At 65.0% G+C, this 14,936-nt stretch carries 19 protein-coding genes; 7 read left to right on the forward strand and 12 right to left on the reverse strand.

The window, feature by feature from the left end; all coding sequences use genetic code 11:
* Window positions 1-236 precede the first annotated feature (236 nt).
* The 3 genes from ACL9RJ_RS31415 (at window position 237) to dxs (ending at window position 3,391) form a co-directional block, all read left to right on the forward strand.
* Window positions 237-479, forward strand: a complete 243-nt coding sequence (locus tag ACL9RJ_RS31415) for an exodeoxyribonuclease VII small subunit (RefSeq protein ID WP_017123293.1) — start codon at window positions 237-239, stop codon at window positions 477-479.
* Window positions 476-1,363, forward strand: coding sequence for a (2E,6E)-farnesyl diphosphate synthase (ispA, locus tag ACL9RJ_RS31420; protein WP_017123292.1), 888 nt, complete (start codon window positions 476-478; stop codon window positions 1,361-1,363). Before ACL9RJ_RS31415 ends, ispA begins: the two co-directional genes overlap by 4 nt.
* Window positions 1,364-1,492: 129 nt before the next feature.
* Window positions 1,493-3,391, forward strand: a complete 1,899-nt coding sequence (dxs, locus tag ACL9RJ_RS31425; RefSeq protein ID WP_422765975.1) for a 1-deoxy-D-xylulose-5-phosphate synthase — start codon at window positions 1,493-1,495, stop codon at window positions 3,389-3,391.
* Between the two features lie 193 nt (window positions 3,392-3,584).
* Here dxs and ACL9RJ_RS31430 read toward each other — a convergent pair whose 3' ends face one another.
* The 11 genes from ACL9RJ_RS31430 to nrdR all read right to left on the reverse strand — a co-directional run bounded on the left by ACL9RJ_RS31430 (window position 3,585) and on the right by nrdR (window position 11,464).
* Window positions 3,585-4,004 carry an MFS transporter gene (locus ACL9RJ_RS31430; protein ID WP_103032665.1) on the reverse strand — a complete coding sequence of 140 codons (420 nt, stop codon included), beginning with the start codon at window positions 4,002-4,004 and terminating at the stop codon, window positions 3,585-3,587.
* Window positions 4,001-4,618 (reverse strand): GTP cyclohydrolase II, encoded by a 618-nt coding sequence (ribA, locus tag ACL9RJ_RS31435; RefSeq protein WP_017123289.1) that lies wholly within the window; start codon window positions 4,616-4,618, stop codon window positions 4,001-4,003. Before ribA ends, ACL9RJ_RS31430 begins: the two co-directional genes overlap by 4 nt.
* Window positions 4,619-4,717: 99 nt before the next feature.
* Window positions 4,718-5,488 (reverse strand): substrate-binding periplasmic protein, encoded by a 771-nt coding sequence (locus tag ACL9RJ_RS31440; protein WP_017123288.1) that lies wholly within the window; start codon window positions 5,486-5,488, stop codon window positions 4,718-4,720.
* Between the two features lie 10 nt (window positions 5,489-5,498).
* A complete protein-coding gene (locus ACL9RJ_RS31445; RefSeq protein WP_017123287.1) occupies window positions 5,499-6,002 on the reverse strand; it encodes a phosphatidylglycerophosphatase A family protein in 504 nt (167 codons plus the stop codon).
* Window positions 5,999-6,964 (reverse strand): thiamine-phosphate kinase, encoded by a 966-nt coding sequence (gene thiL, locus ACL9RJ_RS31450; RefSeq protein WP_017123286.1) that lies wholly within the window; start codon window positions 6,962-6,964, stop codon window positions 5,999-6,001. The genes ACL9RJ_RS31445 and thiL overlap by 4 nt, the downstream gene beginning before the upstream one ends.
* 18 nt (window positions 6,965-6,982) lie before the next feature.
* Window positions 6,983-7,483 (reverse strand): transcription antitermination factor NusB, encoded by a 501-nt coding sequence (nusB, locus tag ACL9RJ_RS31455; protein WP_017123285.1) that lies wholly within the window; start codon window positions 7,481-7,483, stop codon window positions 6,983-6,985.
* Entirely contained in the window at window positions 7,480-7,956 is a 477-nt protein-coding gene (gene ribE / locus ACL9RJ_RS31460; RefSeq protein ID WP_017123284.1) for a 6,7-dimethyl-8-ribityllumazine synthase, read from the reverse strand. The genes nusB and ribE overlap by 4 nt, the downstream gene beginning before the upstream one ends.
* A 91-nt stretch (window positions 7,957-8,047) precedes the next feature.
* A complete protein-coding gene (ribBA, locus tag ACL9RJ_RS31465) occupies window positions 8,048-9,139 on the reverse strand; it encodes a bifunctional 3,4-dihydroxy-2-butanone-4-phosphate synthase/GTP cyclohydrolase II (protein ID WP_017123283.1) in 1,092 nt (363 codons plus the stop codon).
* Between the two features lie 16 nt (window positions 9,140-9,155).
* Window positions 9,156-9,818, reverse strand: a complete 663-nt coding sequence (locus ACL9RJ_RS31470; protein WP_017123282.1) for a riboflavin synthase — start codon at window positions 9,816-9,818, stop codon at window positions 9,156-9,158.
* Window positions 9,819-9,863: 45 nt separating this feature from the next.
* Window positions 9,864-11,003, reverse strand: a complete 1,140-nt coding sequence (ribD, locus tag ACL9RJ_RS31475) for a bifunctional diaminohydroxyphosphoribosylaminopyrimidine deaminase/5-amino-6-(5-phosphoribosylamino)uracil reductase RibD (protein ID WP_422765976.1) — start codon at window positions 11,001-11,003, stop codon at window positions 9,864-9,866.
* Complete coding sequence (gene nrdR / locus ACL9RJ_RS31480) at window positions 11,000-11,464, reverse strand: transcriptional regulator NrdR (RefSeq protein ID WP_177083888.1); 465 nt, start codon at window positions 11,462-11,464, stop codon at window positions 11,000-11,002. The genes ribD and nrdR overlap by 4 nt, the downstream gene beginning before the upstream one ends.
* A gap of 139 nt (window positions 11,465-11,603) precedes the next feature.
* Between nrdR and ACL9RJ_RS31485 the strand changes: the two genes are divergently transcribed.
* From ACL9RJ_RS31485 to trxA, 3 genes are all read left to right on the forward strand, one after another.
* Entirely contained in the window at window positions 11,604-12,059 is a 456-nt protein-coding gene (locus tag ACL9RJ_RS31485; protein ID WP_042934186.1) for a YbaY family lipoprotein, read from the forward strand.
* Entirely contained in the window at window positions 12,056-12,712 is a 657-nt protein-coding gene (locus tag ACL9RJ_RS31490) for a class I SAM-dependent methyltransferase (RefSeq protein WP_017123278.1), read from the forward strand. Before ACL9RJ_RS31485 ends, ACL9RJ_RS31490 begins: the two co-directional genes overlap by 4 nt.
* 74 nt (window positions 12,713-12,786) lie before the next feature.
* The gene (trxA, locus tag ACL9RJ_RS31495; RefSeq protein WP_177083885.1) at window positions 12,787-13,659 is read left to right on the forward strand and encodes a thioredoxin; all 873 of its coding nucleotides are present in this window, start codon (window positions 12,787-12,789) and stop codon (window positions 13,657-13,659) included.
* A gap of 138 nt (window positions 13,660-13,797) precedes the next feature.
* Here the strand turns inward: trxA and ACL9RJ_RS31500 are convergent, their stop codons facing one another.
* The gene (locus ACL9RJ_RS31500; RefSeq protein ID WP_042934366.1) at window positions 13,798-14,142 is read right to left on the reverse strand and encodes a hypothetical protein; all 345 of its coding nucleotides are present in this window, start codon (window positions 14,140-14,142) and stop codon (window positions 13,798-13,800) included.
* 147 nt (window positions 14,143-14,289) lie between these two features.
* Between ACL9RJ_RS31500 and ACL9RJ_RS31505 the strand changes: the two genes are divergently transcribed.
* Window positions 14,290-14,883 (forward strand): DUF2796 domain-containing protein, encoded by a 594-nt coding sequence (locus tag ACL9RJ_RS31505; protein WP_017123275.1) that lies wholly within the window; start codon window positions 14,290-14,292, stop codon window positions 14,881-14,883.
* Window positions 14,884-14,936: the final 53 nt, after the last annotated feature.

Here is a 14,936-nt window from a genome sequence, read left to right on the forward strand (position 1 = left end):
GACAAACCGGGATGCCCCTCGCCAGGAATCGGGATAATCTCCCACCTGTGGGAGCCGCCTGCTGGCGATGGCATCCGCAAGGATGATGCAAGCTTCAAGGGCCTCATCGCTGGCAAGCCAGCGCCTACAAGGGATAGGTGGCCCGTCAGGACCGTGACTGCAACTCCCTCGCATTTGCCCCGAAACCCGCTGTCTGCTAGTGTCGCGCCGGTTTAACGCCTATCGAGATCGCCGCCATGGCCCGCAAAAAAGTTTCCCTGGATTTCGAACAATCCCTTGCTGACCTGCAAACGCTGGTCGAGCGCCTGGAGAACGGCGAGCTGTCATTGGAAGACTCGTTGACCGCTTTCGAACAAGGCATCCGCCTGACGCGCGACTGCCAGGGCGCCCTGGCCCAGGCCGAGCAAAAGGTGCAGATCCTGCTGGAGCGCGATGGCGAGCTGGCCGAAGAACCCTTCGACGCGGAACAGCCAGAATGATCAAAGCCTACCAGGACAGCAGCCAGCAACGGGTCAACGCCGCGCTGGACACGCTGTTCGCCGCCCCGAGCGGCGAACTCGCCCGCCTCTACGAAGCCATGCGCTACAGCGTGATGAACGGCGGCAAGCGTGTCCGCCCCCTGCTCGCCTACGCCGCCTGCGAAGCCCTCGGCGGCAAGCCGGAACAGGCCAATGGCGCGGCCTGCGCGGTGGAACTGATCCACGCCTACTCGCTGGTCCACGACGACCTGCCGGCCATGGACGATGACGACCTGCGTCGCGGCCAGCCGACTACCCACAAGGCCTTCGACGAAGCCTGTGCCATCCTCGCCGGCGACGGTTTGCAAAGCCTGGCCTTCAGCGCCCTGCTCGATCCGCGCCTGAGCAACCTGAGCGCCGAGATCCGCCTGACCATGGTCAGCACCCTGGCCCAGGCCGCCGGCCCCGCCGGCATGGTCGGAGGCCAGGCCATCGACCTCGGCTCGGTGGGCCTCAAGCTCGACCAGAAAGCCCTGGAATACATGCACCGGCACAAGACCGGCGCATTGATCGAGGCCAGTGTCGTCCTCGGCGCCCTCGCCAGCGGCGATGCGCAGAAAGACGAGCTCAAGTCCCTACAGACCTACGCCCAGGCCATCGGCCTGGCATTCCAGGTGCAGGACGACATTCTCGACGTCGAGAGCGATACCGCGACCCTCGGCAAGCGCCAGGGCGCCGATATCGCCCGGGACAAGCCGACCTACCCGGCCCTGCTCGGCCTCGACAACGCCAAGGCCTACGCCCTGGAACTGCGCGACCAGGCGTTGCACACCCTGCGACCGTTTGACGCGGCCGCCGAACCGCTGCGCGAGCTGGCCCGCTATATCGTTGAACGGCGCAGCTGACCTGGCGTTGCCACGGGCCTTTCGCACCCGCGCGGGGCTCTCGTCCGACCCGCCGATGTCACAGCGCGTGGGCAGCGTGCGCTCCATAAGGTAAACTGCCGCCTCTCCATACCTATAACGATTCGCCTGATGCCCACGACGTTCCATGAGATTCCCCGCAAGCGCCCGACCACGCCCCTGCTGGACCGTGCCGATACGCCGGCCGGCCTGCGCCGGTTGGGTGAAGCCGAGCTGGAAACCCTGGCCGATGAGTTGCGCCTGGAATTGCTCTATTCGGTCGGCCAGACCGGTGGGCACTTCGGCGCCGGTCTCGGGGTCATCGAGCTGACCATCGCGTTGCATTACGTGTTCGACACCCCGGATGACCGGCTGGTGTGGGACGTGGGTCATCAGGCGTATCCGCACAAGATCCTGACCGGTCGTCGCGAGCAGATGCATACCCTGCGTCAGAAGGACGGCCTGGCCGCCTTCCCGCGCCGCTCGGAGAGCGAGTACGACACCTTTGGCGTCGGCCACTCCAGCACCTCCATCAGCGCCGCCCTGGGCATGGCCATCGCCGCCCGGCTGCAGAACAGCGACCGCAAGGCCATCGCGGTGATCGGCGATGGAGCCCTGACCGCGGGCATGGCGTTCGAAGCGCTGAACCATGCGCCGGAAGTCGACGCCAACATGCTGGTGATCCTCAACGACAACGATATGTCGATCTCGCGCAATGTCGGCGGCCTGTCGAACTACCTGGCGAAGATTCTTTCCAGCCGCACCTACGCGAGCATGCGCGAGGGCAGCAAGAAAGTGCTCTCGCGCCTGCCCGGCGCCTGGGAAATCGCCCGCCGCACCGAAGAATACGCCAAGGGCATGCTGGTCCCCGGCACCTTGTTCGAAGAGCTGGGCTGGAACTATATCGGCCCTATCGACGGCCACGACCTGCCGACCCTGATCGCCACCCTGCGCAACATGCGTGACCTCAAGGGCCCGCAGTTCCTGCACGTGGTGACCAAGAAGGGCAAGGGCTTCGCCCCGGCGGAGGTAGATCCGATCGGCTATCACGCGATCACCAAGCTCGAACCGCTGGACGCTCCCGCCGCCGCGCCGAAGAAAGCCGGCGGACCAAAGTATTCAGGTGTGTTCGGCGAATGGCTGTGCGACATGGCCGCCGCCGACCCACGGCTGGTGGGCATCACCCCGGCCATGAAGGAAGGCTCCGACCTGGTGGCCTTCAGCGAGCGTTTCCCGCTGCGCTACTTCGACGTGGCGATTGCCGAGCAGCACGCGGTGACCTTTGCCGCCGGCATGGCCTGCGAAGGCGCAAAGCCGGTGGTGGCGATCTACTCCACCTTCCTGCAGCGCGGTTATGACCAGTTGGTGCATGACGTCGCGGTGCAGAACCTCGACGTGCTGTTCGCCATCGATCGTGCCGGCCTGGTGGGCGAAGATGGCCCGACCCACGCCGGCAGTTTCGACCTGTCGTACCTGCGCTGCATCCCCGGCATGCTGGTGATGACCCCGAGCGACGAGAACGAACTGCGCAAGATGCTCAGCACCGGCCACCTGTACAACGGCCCGGCGGCCGTGCGCTACCCACGCGGCAACGGCCCGAACGCGACCATCGAGAAAGACCTGGAACCGATCGAGATCGGCAAGGGCGTGGTTCGCCGCCGGGGCAGCAAGGTCGCCCTGCTGGTGTTCGGCGTGCAACTGGCCGAAGCCCTGGTGGTGGCCGAGAAGCTCGACGCGACCGTGGTCGACATGCGTTTCGTCAAGCCGCTGGATGAAGCCCTGGTGCGCGAGATCGCCGGCAGCCACGAACTGCTGGTGACCATCGAGGAAAACGCCATCATGGGCGGCGCCGGTGCGGCGGTCAGCGAGTTCCTGGCGCGCGACAACCTGCTCAAGCCGATCCTGCACCTGGGCCTGCCGGACACCTACGTGGAACACGCGAAGCCGGCACAGATGCTCGCCGAATGCGGACTGGATGTGGCGGGGATCGAAGCTTCGGTCACTGGGCGCATGCAACTGCTGGGGCTGTAAAAAACTCTCTCCCCTGCGGGAATCGGCTGGCCGGTTCCCGCAAGCGGTCGCATTGCCCGAAATGCCAGCGCGGCGGCCGGGTCTGAGGAAAGTCTGTTCGGGGTGATCTGGACACCGGGACTCTGAATCGGGTGTCTCGATGGCCTGGCAGGGGTCGCTGCGGCTGGCAGCAGAATCGCCAGCCAGCGATGCGTCAGCCGAGTTGACGCGGAATGCGGTAGAGGTAGAACAGCACCACGGTGGACAGCACCAGCAAGACCAGTGGCACCGCCTCCAGGCCGACGAAGACCGCCAGGGTGCCGATCCAGGTCGGCAGTGCAGCCACTACCAGCGCCTTGCGCCGGACATTCGCCAGGGCGATCCAGGCCGCCGGTTCTTCGGGGGTATCCAGGGCAGCCTGGGTGGCGATCAGCGAACGCTTGTAGGCGCCGAAAAACCGCAGGCTGATAAACATCGAAGCCACGCCGGCAATGAAGAACGGCATCGCCAGCACCGGCAACAACGACTCCGACCGGGCGAAAAACCAGTTGGCGACAAACAGCGGCAACACACTCAGCACCAGTTGCTTGTACCAGCCGATCGCCAGTCGACGCTTGACCTGACCACGGGTCACGCCGGATCGGCCTCGCTCTGGTGCTCATTGCCCATCATGTGGCCGAGCTTGCCAGCCTTGGTGGCCAGGTAGAGTTTGTTGTGCGGGTTGTGGCCGGTGTGCAACGGCACGCGCTCGGCGACGGTGATGCCCATGTCGGTCAACGCCTTGACCTTGCGCGGGTTATTGGTCATCAGGCGCAGGGACTGGATGCCCAGGTGTTCGAGCATCGGCAGGCAGATGGCGTAGTCGCGCTGGTCGGCGGCAAAGCCCAGGCGCTCGTTGGCCTCGACCGTGTCGGCACCGCCATCCTGCAATTCGTAGGCACGGATCTTGTTCATCAGGCCGATGCCACGGCCTTCCTGGCGCAGGTACAGCAGGACGCCACGCCCTTCGCGGGCAATTGCCTGCAAGGCGGCTTCCAGTTGCGAACCACAGTCGCAACGCTGGCTGAACAAGGCATCGCCAGTCAGGCATTCGGAGTGCACGCGGCCAAGAACCGGTGCACCATCAGCCACATCCCCGAGCGTCAGCACGACGTGTTCACGACCGGTGGCTTCTTCGAGAAAGCCGTTCATGGTGAAGGTCGCAAAAGGGGTGGGCAGTTTGGAAGCGGCGACGAAAACGACGGGCACCGTGTGCTCCTGATCAGTATGAGGACTGGAAATTCGCAGAGGTCGCATTGTAACAGGAGGTTCCTACAGACGCTTAGGCCGAATTATCCATGATAACTATCAATAAGTTTGATTGGTTGCCGCCGGGGCGCTGCCGGTTTCGAACGGATAAGGTTGTTTCCAGCGCTCGAACAGATGGCGCAACCGATCGCCCTTGACCAGCTCATCCATCCGCTGGTCATACAGGGCCAGCAACGCCCGTCCCCGCTCGCTGTCGGAAAAACCGAGGTACAGCGGCAGTTCCAGCAGATGGGTACGCCGGAAGACCGTGGGGTCCGGGGCCTGGCCGAGGACATAGTCGACCTCGGCCACGGCGTCGATGTAGTAGTCGGCACGACTGTGCTGCAGCATCGAGAGGATGCCGTCGCGACGGCGGACCTCGTTGAAGTGGCGCACATTGGGCAGGTAGTCCTGGTACTTGTAGCCGCGCACCCAGGCCAGGCGATAGGCACCCAGGGTTTCCAGGCTGGGGGCCGGGTTGCTGGCCAACCCCAGGGCGTAGATATGGTCGGTATCGAAGTTCCAGCGCGGGTACAGGGCGTCGCTGATTTCCTTGCTGTAGGAGCCGACCCAGGCATCCGCCTCGCCGCGCTCCACCAGGCCGACCGAGCGGATGTAGGGTTCGCTGCGGATCTCGACCTTGACGCCCCGGGGCTCGAATATCTCCCGCAGCACATCCCAGGCCAGCCCGCTGCCATCGGCATTGGTGTAGTCGATCCACTCCTCGCTGACCAGGCGGATCTGCGCGGGCAGGCCCGGGTTCTCAGCGGCCCAGGCCAGCGGACAGAGCAACAGCGATAACAGCAGCCCCCACAAGCGACAGCCAGACATACCCAATCCCTCAGGTAAGGAAATGCACCAATCCCTGCATGGCCAGCCAGGCGAACACCCCGGCCAGCACGTCATCCAGCATGATCCCCACGCCGCCATGCACATGCCGGTCGATCCAGCGGATCGGCCACGGCTTGAGGATGTCGAAGAAGCGGAACATCAGGAACCCCGCCAACAGCCAGTACCAGCCTTCCGGCACCAGCCAGAGGGTGATCCACATGCCGACCATTTCGTCCCAGACGATGCCTTCGTGGTCATGCACCCGCAGATCGTCGGCCACCTTGCCGCACAGCCAGAAGCCGAACAGCATGGTGATGCCGAGCATCAGCCAGTAACCCCAGTCCGGCAACATCTGCCATAACGGGATAAAGGGTAGCGCAACCAGCGACCCCCAGGTGCCCGGGGCCTTGGGCAAGGTGCCGGAGCCGAAGCCGAAGGCGAGGAAATGCCAGGGATTGCGCCACACCGACGGTGGCACGAATTCAGCGGGGACCTGTTTGGGATGATCTGTCACGGTGTCTCCGGAAAATGTTGGTAGCCCCGGATCTGCGGGGTGATGTCCTGGCCGTCGGCATCCAGCAGTGCCACGCCCTGTCCGGCGACCACCTGCCCGACCACCCGCACCGAAGGATGGTTGAGCAACAGTCCGGGCAGCTCAGCCGGTGGCAGGGTGAATGCCAGCACGTAGTCGTCACCGCCACTCAGCGCTGCATCCCCGGCTGAAGTCTGGCCGAGAAACGCCAGCAATGCCGGGGACAGTGGCAGCTTTTCGCGCTCGATCAGCAGACGCACGCCGGACACGCTCGCGATATGCCCGCAATCGGCCAGCAGTCCATCGGAAATATCCAGCGCCGAGTTCGCCTTGCCGCGCAAGGCCAGGCCCAGGGCGAACTGCGGCCGAGGCGACCAGTAGTGGGCCAGCAGCGGTTCGGCAATTGCCGGCGCGGCCGTGCGCTGGCCCAGCACCAACGGCAAGGCGCCTGCCGCATTGCCCAGTTCGCCACCCACGCACAGCAGGTCGCCAACCTGCGCACCGCCGCGAGTCAGTGCCTGCCCGACCGGCACCCGGCCAAACACCGTCAGTGTCACGCTCAGGGGGCCGCGCGTGGTATCACCCCCCACCAGCCGCAGGGCACAGTGCTGCGCCATCTGGTTCAACCCTTGGGCGAACGCCTGCAACCAGCCCGCTTCGTTATGCGCCAGGGTCAGGGCAAGGGTAAAGGCAATGGGCGTGGCGCCCATGGCGGCCAGGTCACTGGCGGCGACGGCCAGAGCGCGCTGTCCGAGCAGGAAAGGATCGCAGGGGTCGGAGAAATGCACCCCGGCCACCAGGGTATCGGTGGAAACCGCCAGCTGTTCCCCGGGAGGAACACTGAGCAGGGCGCAGTCGTCGCCGATCCCCAGGTCAACGCCTTCGCCGGCCTGCGCACAGGGCGCGGCGGCAAAGAAGTTGCGGATCAGCTCGAACTCACCCATGGGAAGTGCAAGCGCCGGTCAGCGCTTGAACGCCTTCACTTCGGCTTCGCGCAGGTTCGGTGCCAGCTTGTCGAGCACACCGTTGACGAACTTGTGACCGTCGGTGGAACCGTAGACCTTGGCCAGTTCGATCCCTTCGTTGATCACCACGCGGTACGGTACGTCGACGCGCTTGAGCAGTTCCCAGGTGGACAGGCGCAGGACCGCCAGCTCGACCGGGTCCAGTTCGTCGATCTCGATGTCCAGGCATGGCTTGAGCGCGGTGTCGATCTCGCTTTTGAACTGCGGCACGCCGTGGAGGATTTCACGGAAGTAGGCGCCGTCGACATCGCTGAAGTCGTTATCGACCCGGAACTGCGCTTCGATTTCGTTCAGCGACTGCTTGGCCATGTGCCATTGGTAGAGTGCCTGGGTCGCGAGCTGACGGGCTTCGCGACGCTTGGCGCTCTTGGACGGCTTGCCGCTGCCTTCAGGCTTCGGATCGCGCGGGTTGAAACGATCGCTTTCGTCGCTAATCACACCGCCTCCAACTGCGACAGCAGGCTGACCATTTCCAGGGCGGACAGGGCAGCTTCGGCACCTTTGTTGCCGGCCTTGGTGCCGGAACGCTCGATGGCCTGCTCGATGGAGTCAACGGTCAGTACGCCGAAGGCTACCGGCACGCCAAACTCCATGGACACCTGGGCCAGGCCCTTGGTGCACTCGCCGGCGACGTATTCGAAGTGCGGGGTACCGCCACGAATGACCGCACCGAGGGCGATGATTGCCGAGAAATCGCCTTTCTGGGCGACTTTCTGCGCGACCAGCGGGATTTCGAAGGCGCCAGGCGCGCGGATGAGGGTGATGTCGCTTTCGCTCACACCGTGACGAACCAGGGCGTCAACGGCACCGCTCACCAGGCTTTCGACGACGAAGCTGTTGAAGCGGCCGACCACCAGGGCATAGCGGCCTTTAGGGGCGATGAAGGTACCTTCGATGGTCTTCAGGGTCATTCGACAAATCTCTTAAAGAGCCGGGACGCGTCAAGTACGCGCCCCTCAGTGATATTTGAACCGCGAATCAAGGCCGGCACCCGCCAGCCTTTTATTCGGAGGGCACGTATTCTACTACTTCCAGGTCGAAACCGGATATCGCATTGAACTTCATCGGCGCGCTCATCAGGCGCATCTTGCGCACACCGAGGTCGCGCAGGATCTGCGAACCGGCACCGACAATGCTGTAGGTGGTCGGTTTTTTCGCCGGCGCGTGGTCGGCGGTTTCACGGATATGCGCCAGCAGCACGTCGCCATCCAGCGGATGCCCGAGCAGCAGCACCACCCCGCTGCCCGCCTCGGCCACCGCGGCCATGGCGGCCCGCAGGCTCCAGCGACCCGGTTGCTTGACCATCAGCAGGTCGCGCAGCGGGTCCATGTTGTGCACGCGAACCAGGGTCGGCTCTTCGGCGCAGACATTGCCCAGGGTCAGGGCCATGTGCACGTCGCCTTCGACCGAATCACGATAGGTCACCAGGGTGAAATGACCCAGTTCGCTGTCCAGCGGCTGCTCGGCAATCCGCTGAACGGTACGTTCGTGGATCATCCGGTAGTGGATCAGGTCGGCGATGGTGCCGATCTTGATGTTGTGTTCGGCGGCAAAAGTCTCGAGTTCGGCACGACGGGACATGGTGCCATCGTCGTTCATCACTTCGCAGATCACCCCGCTCGGTTCGAAACCGGCCATGCGCGCCAGGTCGCAGGCAGCCTCGGTGTGGCCGGCGCGGGCCAGGGTGCCGCCGGGCTGGGCCATCAGCGGGAAGATGTGGCCGGGGCTGACGATGTCTTCGGCCTTGGCATCCCTGGCGGCCGCCGCTTGCACGGTGCGCGCGCGGTCGGCGGCGGAGATGCCGGTGGTGACGCCTTCGGTGGCCTCGATCGAGACGGTGAACTTGGTGCCGAAACCGGAACCGTTGCGCGGCGCCATCAGCGGCAGCTTGAGCAGCTCGCAACGCTCGCGGCTCATCGGCATGCAGATCAGGCCGCGGGCGTGCTTGGCCATGAAGTTGATGTGCTCGGCCTTGCAGCATTCGGCGGCCATGATCAGGTCGCCTTCGTTCTCGCGGTCTTCGTCATCCATGAGGATGACCATCTTGCCCTGGCGAATGTCTTCGACCAGCTCTTCAATCGTGTTGAGCGCCACGCGGCACCCCCTTCTTTCAAGACTTGAGGTAGCCGTTGGCGGCCAGGAAACTTTCGGTGATGCCACCGCTCGACGGCTCGGCAGCCTTGTCGCCCAGCAGCAGGCGCTCCAGGTAACGGGCCAGCAGGTCGACTTCGAGGTTGACCTGACGACCGGGGCGGTAGTCGGCCATGATGGTTTCGGCCAGGGTGTGCGGGACGATGGTCAGCTCGAACTCGGCGCCATTCACCGCGTTGACCGTCAGGCTGGTGCCGTCGACGGTGATCGAACCCTTGTGGGCGATGTACTTGGCCAGGTCTTTCGGCGCACGGATGCGGAACTGGATGGCCCGGGCGTTTTCTTCACGGGCCACGACTTCGCCGACACCGTCGACGTGACCGCTGACCAGGTGACCGCCGAGACGGGTGGTCGGGGTCAGGGCCTTTTCCAGGTTGACCCGGCTGCCGGCCTTCAATTCGTTGAACGCGGTGCAGTCCAAGGTTTCGCGGCTGACGTCAGCCCAGAAACCGTCGCCCGGAAGCTCCACGGCGGTCAGGCACACGCCGTTGACCGCGATGCTGTCGCCGAGCTTGACGTCGCCAAGGTCGAGCTTGCCGGTTTCTACATAGACCCGCACGTCGCCGCCTTTTGGGCTCAGCGCACGGATACTGCCGATGGATTCGATAATGCCGGTAAACATGAAATCCTCCTCGAGAACGAGCCAGCGCAGGGCGCAAGCCGCAAATTATACGCCGGGTGCCGGGTCAGGTATCGCGGTGACTCGCCAGTCATCGCCCACCGCGCGCATTTCAGTGATTTTCAGCCGTGGCGCCTCGCTCATCCGCTCCAGCGGCCAGTCCAGCAACGGACGCGCGCTGGAGCCGAGGAACCTGCCGGCGACAAAGATCTGGTATTCGTCCACCAGGCCTTGTCGGGCAAAGGCCCCGGCCAGGCGTGGACCGGCTTCGACCAGCAGTTCGTTGACGCCACGGGCCGCCAGCAGGCCGAGCAACTGGCGCAGGTCGACCTGGCCGTCGCTGCCCGGCACGCTCAGGACTTCATGCCCGGCGGCCTGGTAGTCGGCGCCGACGGTCGTTGCGCAGGTCACCACCAGTGCCGGACCGGCCAGGAAGAAGGCCGCATCCAGCGGCACCCGCAGGCGCCCGTCGATCAGCACCCGCAACGGCGGCCGGCGTTCGGCCAGGGCCGTGAGTTCGGGGTCCAGGCCCAGTTCGGCGGGGCGCACGGTCAGCCGGGCCTTGTCGGCCAGCACCGTATCGGCGCCGGTAAGCACCACGCTGGACTGGGCCCGCAGCCGCTGCACCGCGGAACGCGCGGCGGGACCGGTGATCCACTGGCTTTCACCACTGGCCATGGCGGTGCGGCCGTCGAGGCTCATCGCCAGCTTGACCCGCACGAACGGCAGGCCATGTTCCATGCGCTTGAGGAAACCCTGGTTGATCGCCCGCGCTTCACCTTCGAGCACGCCGCTGTGCACCGCGATCCCGGCGTCGGCCAGGCGCTTGAGGCCGCGCCCGGCGACTTCCGGATTCGGGTCCTGCATGGCCGCGACCACCCGGCCCACGCCGGCCTTGACCAGCGCATCGGCGCACGGCGGCGTACGCCCGAAGTGGCTGCACGGCTCCAGCGTCACGTAGGCCGTCGCACCACGGGCGTTTTCGCCCGCCTCGCGCAAGGCATGCACTTCGGCATGAGGCTCACCGGCACGCACATGCCAGCCTTCGCCGACCACCACGCCGTCGCGCACGATCACGCAACCGACCCGCGGGTTCGGGTGCGTCGAGTAGCGCCCCTTGCGGGCCAGCTCCAGGGCACGGGCCATGTAGTGGGCGTCGAGCACCGCCTGTTCGCTGGAAAGACTCATTCCTTGGCGGGCTCCCGGGCGAGGCGGTCGATCTCTTCACGGAACTCGTTGAGGTCCTGGAAGCGACGATAGACCGAGGCGAAACGGATGTAGGCGACTTCGTCGAGTTTCTGCAACTCGGCCATCACCAGTTCGCCGACGATCAGCGACTTGATCTCGCGCTCGCCGGTCGCCCGCAGCTTGTGCTTGATGTGCACCAGCGCGGCTTCCAGGCGCTCGACACTCACCGGGCGCTTTTCCAGGGCCCGCTGCATACCGGCGCGGAGTTTTTCTTCGTCGAAGGGCTGGCGACTGCCGTCCTGCTTGATCAGGCGCGGCAAAACCAGTTCAGCGGTTTCAAAGGTGGTGAAACGCTCACCGCAGGCCAGGCATTCACGCCGGCGGCGCACCTGTTCGCCCTCGGCGACCAGACGCGAGTCGATGACTTTGGTGTCGTTGGCACCGCAGAAGGGACAGTGCATGGTGGCAGGCAACAAAAAATGGGAGGGCCATGGTAGCGCATCCCCGTGGCAAGACAAGCCATAGGGTTTGCGGTATACAGTCGGCAGACTAACGTTATCCCATCAGAACCGCCGTTTTCTGCCTCAGTTGGAGCTGTAGATGTCAGTACGACCGCTTGTTTTGCTCAGTCTCGCCGGCCTGCTTGTCGCTTGCGGCAGCGCCCCCAAGCCCGTGCCGGCACCCGTCCCCCAGGTCCAGACGCAAAAACCGGTCAGCCCCTACGAAGAACTCGGCCCGCTGCCGGCGTTCCAGCGTGAACTGAGCGGCACCCTGCTCGGCGTGCCGGCCAATGCCGAGGTCGAGCTGGCCCTGCTGGTGATCGATGAGCGTGGTCGTCCGCAACAATTGCTGGCCAGCAGCAAGATCAATGGCACCGGCCAGGCGCTGCCGTTCCGCCTGCGCTTCAATCCGGAGGTGTTTCCGCCGAACAGCCGCGTCGAACTGCGCGGCCGGGCCAGCCAGTCCGGGCAACTGATCCTGCACCTGCCCTCCGTATCGGTGACCCAGCCGACCACCCAGGCCATGGGCCAACTGCAATTCGTCGGCGCACCATGAATCCACCGCTCGACCTGCAACAGTCACTGAGCGGGCTGCTGGGGGATGCGCGACTGGTGGCCTGCCCTCTGCCGCAGACCGATCTGCAGTTGTGGCTGATCGACGCCGGGAACATGGACCGCGCCTTCACCTCGGAAGAGACCCTGCGGATCCTCCACGAGCCACCTTACTGGAGTTTCTGCTGGGCCAGTGGCCTGGCCCTGGCCCGCTACCTGGCTGAACGCCCCCACTGGGTGGCCGGCAAGCGGGTGCTGGATTTCGGTGCCGGCTCCGGCGTGGCGGCGATTGCCGCGGCCAGGGCCGGGGCACTGGAAGTGGTGGCCTGCGACCTCGATCCGCTGGCGCTGGCCGCGTGCCGGGCGAATGCCACGCTCAATGGCGTGGAGCTGAGTTATTCCGCGGACTTTTTCGCCGAGAGCGACCGCTTCGACCTGATCCTGGTCGCCGACGTCCTCTATGACCGGGAAAACCTGCCACTGCTGGATCAGTTCCTCAGCCGTGGCCGCGAAACGCTGGTGGCCGACTCACGGGTACGGGACTTCCATCACCCGTTGTACCGGCGCCTGGAAATGCTCGAAGCCCTGACCCTGCCGGACCTGATGGAGCCGCATGAGTTTCGCCAGGTCAGCCTGTACCACGCCAGCCGGCCCTGAGGCGCAACCGCCGCTTTCGGCCAACCCGCCCCAGGCCTTATAGTTGCACCATTCCACGCTCTTCGAGATTCCCGATGACTCAGGACACGCCCTACATCTTCGACGCCACCGCCCTGAACTTCGACCAGGCGGTGATCCAGAACTCGTTCCACAAACCGGTGCTGGTGGATTTCTGGGCCGAATGGTGTGCGCCCTGCAAGGCGCTGATGCCGATGCTGCAACAGATCGCCGAGAGCTATCAGGGCGAACTGCTGCTGGCCAAGGTCGACTGTGACGCCGAGCAGGACATCGTCGCCCGCTTCGGTATCCGCAGCCTGCCGACCGTGGTGCTGTTCAAGGACGGCCAGCCGGTGGACGGCTTCGCCGGGGCTCAGCCGGAGTCGGCGGTACGCGCCATGCTCGAACCCCATGTACAGATGCCGCCGCCGGCCGCAGCCGATCCGTTCGAACAGGCCCAGGCGCTGTTCGCCGAAGGCCGGATCGCCGACGCCGAAGCGGTCCTGGTGACGCTGCTGGGCGAAGACAACAGCAACGCCAAGGCGCTGATCCTGTATGCCCGCTGCCTCGCCGAACGGGGTGAGCTGGGCGAAGCGCAAAGCGTGCTCGAGGCGGTCAAGGGCGACGAACACAAGGCCGCCCTGGCCGGCGCCAAGGCCCAGCTGACGTTCCTGCGCCAGGCCGCCGACCTGCCGGATGCCGCCGAGTTGAAAGCCCGCCTGGCGCAGGATCCGCAAGACGACGAGGCGGTCTACCAACTGGCGATCCAGCAACTGGCCCGCCAGCAGTACGACGCCGCGCTGGATGCCCTGCTCAAGCTGTTCACCCGCAACCGCGGTTACAGCGAAGGCCTGCCCCACAAGACCCTGTTGCAAGTGTTCGACCTGCTGGGCAACGACCATCCGCTGGTGACCACCTACCGGCGCAAGTTGTTCGCGGCGTTGTACTAGGCTCTGTACGAAAACGGTCTGCGCGGCGATGCAGGCGCCGCGGTGCATCCGTCAGACCGCGTTATCGTTCATCGCCAGCAAGCCGGCTCCTGCAGGATCCCTGTCGTATGCAGGCGAGACAAGGTCCGTGCCCGCCGGTCAAACCCCGACCCAGCTGTAGAGCGGTGAATCAGCGCCGCTCAGCACTTTGACCTCGGCGCAATGACGCAGGCGCACCAGCAGCCGCTTGGCGGCCGCGGTGCTGCCCGTCAAGCCTTCCAGTTGCTCCAGCAACTCCGGTCCGCTGATCTGCCCGGCCTGACGCACCAGATCCCTGGTCAACTGCCAGAGCGCATCGTCCTGGCTCACCGGCCTGGCCGCCACCACCGGCTCCTGCGGCGTCTCCACCTGCAACTGCGCGCCAAGCCGGGCCCAATCGCCGTCATCCAACTCCACTGTCAAATCCACCGGCCACTCACCGATGGTTCCGCGAATCCGCACCATAAAACCGTCCTCGATACCCTTGACCGAATAGTCCTGCGCGCATGCTCCCATGGGTCAGCCGGATCGCCAAGCGAGTGGCCGCAAGCGCGATAAATTGTTATAAGATCACATAACAAAACACCCTCTCGTCGTTTCCGGAGAAACGCTATGCGCCGCCTGCTTCTCGCCCTGCCTTTTGCCTTGCTGCCCCTGGTCGCCGCCCAGGCCCATGAAAAAGAACATGGCAGCCTCGGCGCCCACGAACATGGTGTCGGCCGCTTGAACGCAGCCCTCGACGCACAGACCCTGGAGCTGGAACTGCAAAGCCCGGCGATGAACCTCGTGGGCTTCGAGCACGCGGCCACCAGCGACGCCGACAAGGCCAGGGTCGCCGCCGTGCGCGCCCTGCTCGACAAGCCGCTGGCGCTGTTCAACCTGCCCAGGGAGGCCGGTTGCGTGGTCGCCAACCAGGAACTGGAAAGTCCGCTGTTCGGTGATCCGGCCCCGGAAGACGCCGACCACGATGACGATGACGACGATCACGCCAAGGGCACCGACGAGCACGAACATCATCACGACCACAGCGAAATCCACGCCCACTACCAGTTCACCTGCAGCACCCCGCAAGCCCTCAAGCAGCTCGACCTGACCCAGGTCTTCAAGACCTTCCCCGCGACCCAGAAAATTCAGGTACAACTCATCTCGCCAAGCGGCCAGCAGGGCGTGGATGCGACGCCGAAGGCCGCCACCCTGAAGTTCTGACATCCATGAATCCTGTGGGAGCGGGCTTGCCCGCGAAGAAGGTGACCCGGTTC

Source organism: Pseudomonas sp. Mn2068, from assembly GCF_049319725.1.
Classification (GTDB): Bacteria; Pseudomonadota; Gammaproteobacteria; order Pseudomonadales; family Pseudomonadaceae; genus Aquipseudomonas; species Aquipseudomonas gingeri.

Coding starts and splice junctions, on each gene's coding strand:
- ACL9RJ_RS31415 (WP_017123293.1), top strand. CDS start 237: ATGGCCCGCAAAAAAGTTTCCCTGGATTTCGAACAATCCCTTGCTGAC.
- ispA (WP_017123292.1), top strand. CDS start 476: ATGATCAAAGCCTACCAGGACAGCAGCCAGCAACGGGTCAACGCCGCG.
- dxs (WP_422765975.1), top strand. CDS start 1,493: ATGCCCACGACGTTCCATGAGATTCCCCGCAAGCGCCCGACCACGCCC.
- ACL9RJ_RS31440 (WP_017123288.1), bottom strand. CDS start 5,488: ATGTCTGGCTGTCGCTTGTGGGGGCTGCTGTTATCGCTGTTGCTCTGT.
- thiL (WP_017123286.1), bottom strand. CDS start 6,964: ATGGGTGAGTTCGAGCTGATCCGCAACTTCTTTGCCGCCGCGCCCTGT.
- ribE (WP_017123284.1), bottom strand. CDS start 7,956: ATGACCCTGAAGACCATCGAAGGTACCTTCATCGCCCCTAAAGGCCGC.
- ACL9RJ_RS31470 (WP_017123282.1), bottom strand. CDS start 9,818: ATGTTTACCGGCATTATCGAATCCATCGGCAGTATCCGTGCGCTGAGC.
- ribD (WP_422765976.1), bottom strand. CDS start 11,003: ATGAGTCTTTCCAGCGAACAGGCGGTGCTCGACGCCCACTACATGGCC.
- nrdR (WP_177083888.1), bottom strand. CDS start 11,464: ATGCACTGTCCCTTCTGCGGTGCCAACGACACCAAAGTCATCGACTCG.
- ACL9RJ_RS31485 (WP_042934186.1), top strand. CDS start 11,604: ATGTCAGTACGACCGCTTGTTTTGCTCAGTCTCGCCGGCCTGCTTGTC.
- ACL9RJ_RS31490 (WP_017123278.1), top strand. CDS start 12,056: ATGAATCCACCGCTCGACCTGCAACAGTCACTGAGCGGGCTGCTGGGG.
- trxA (WP_177083885.1), top strand. CDS start 12,787: ATGACTCAGGACACGCCCTACATCTTCGACGCCACCGCCCTGAACTTC.
- ACL9RJ_RS31500 (WP_042934366.1), bottom strand. CDS start 14,142: ATGGTGCGGATTCGCGGAACCATCGGTGAGTGGCCGGTGGATTTGACA.
- ACL9RJ_RS31505 (WP_017123275.1), top strand. CDS start 14,290: ATGCGCCGCCTGCTTCTCGCCCTGCCTTTTGCCTTGCTGCCCCTGGTC.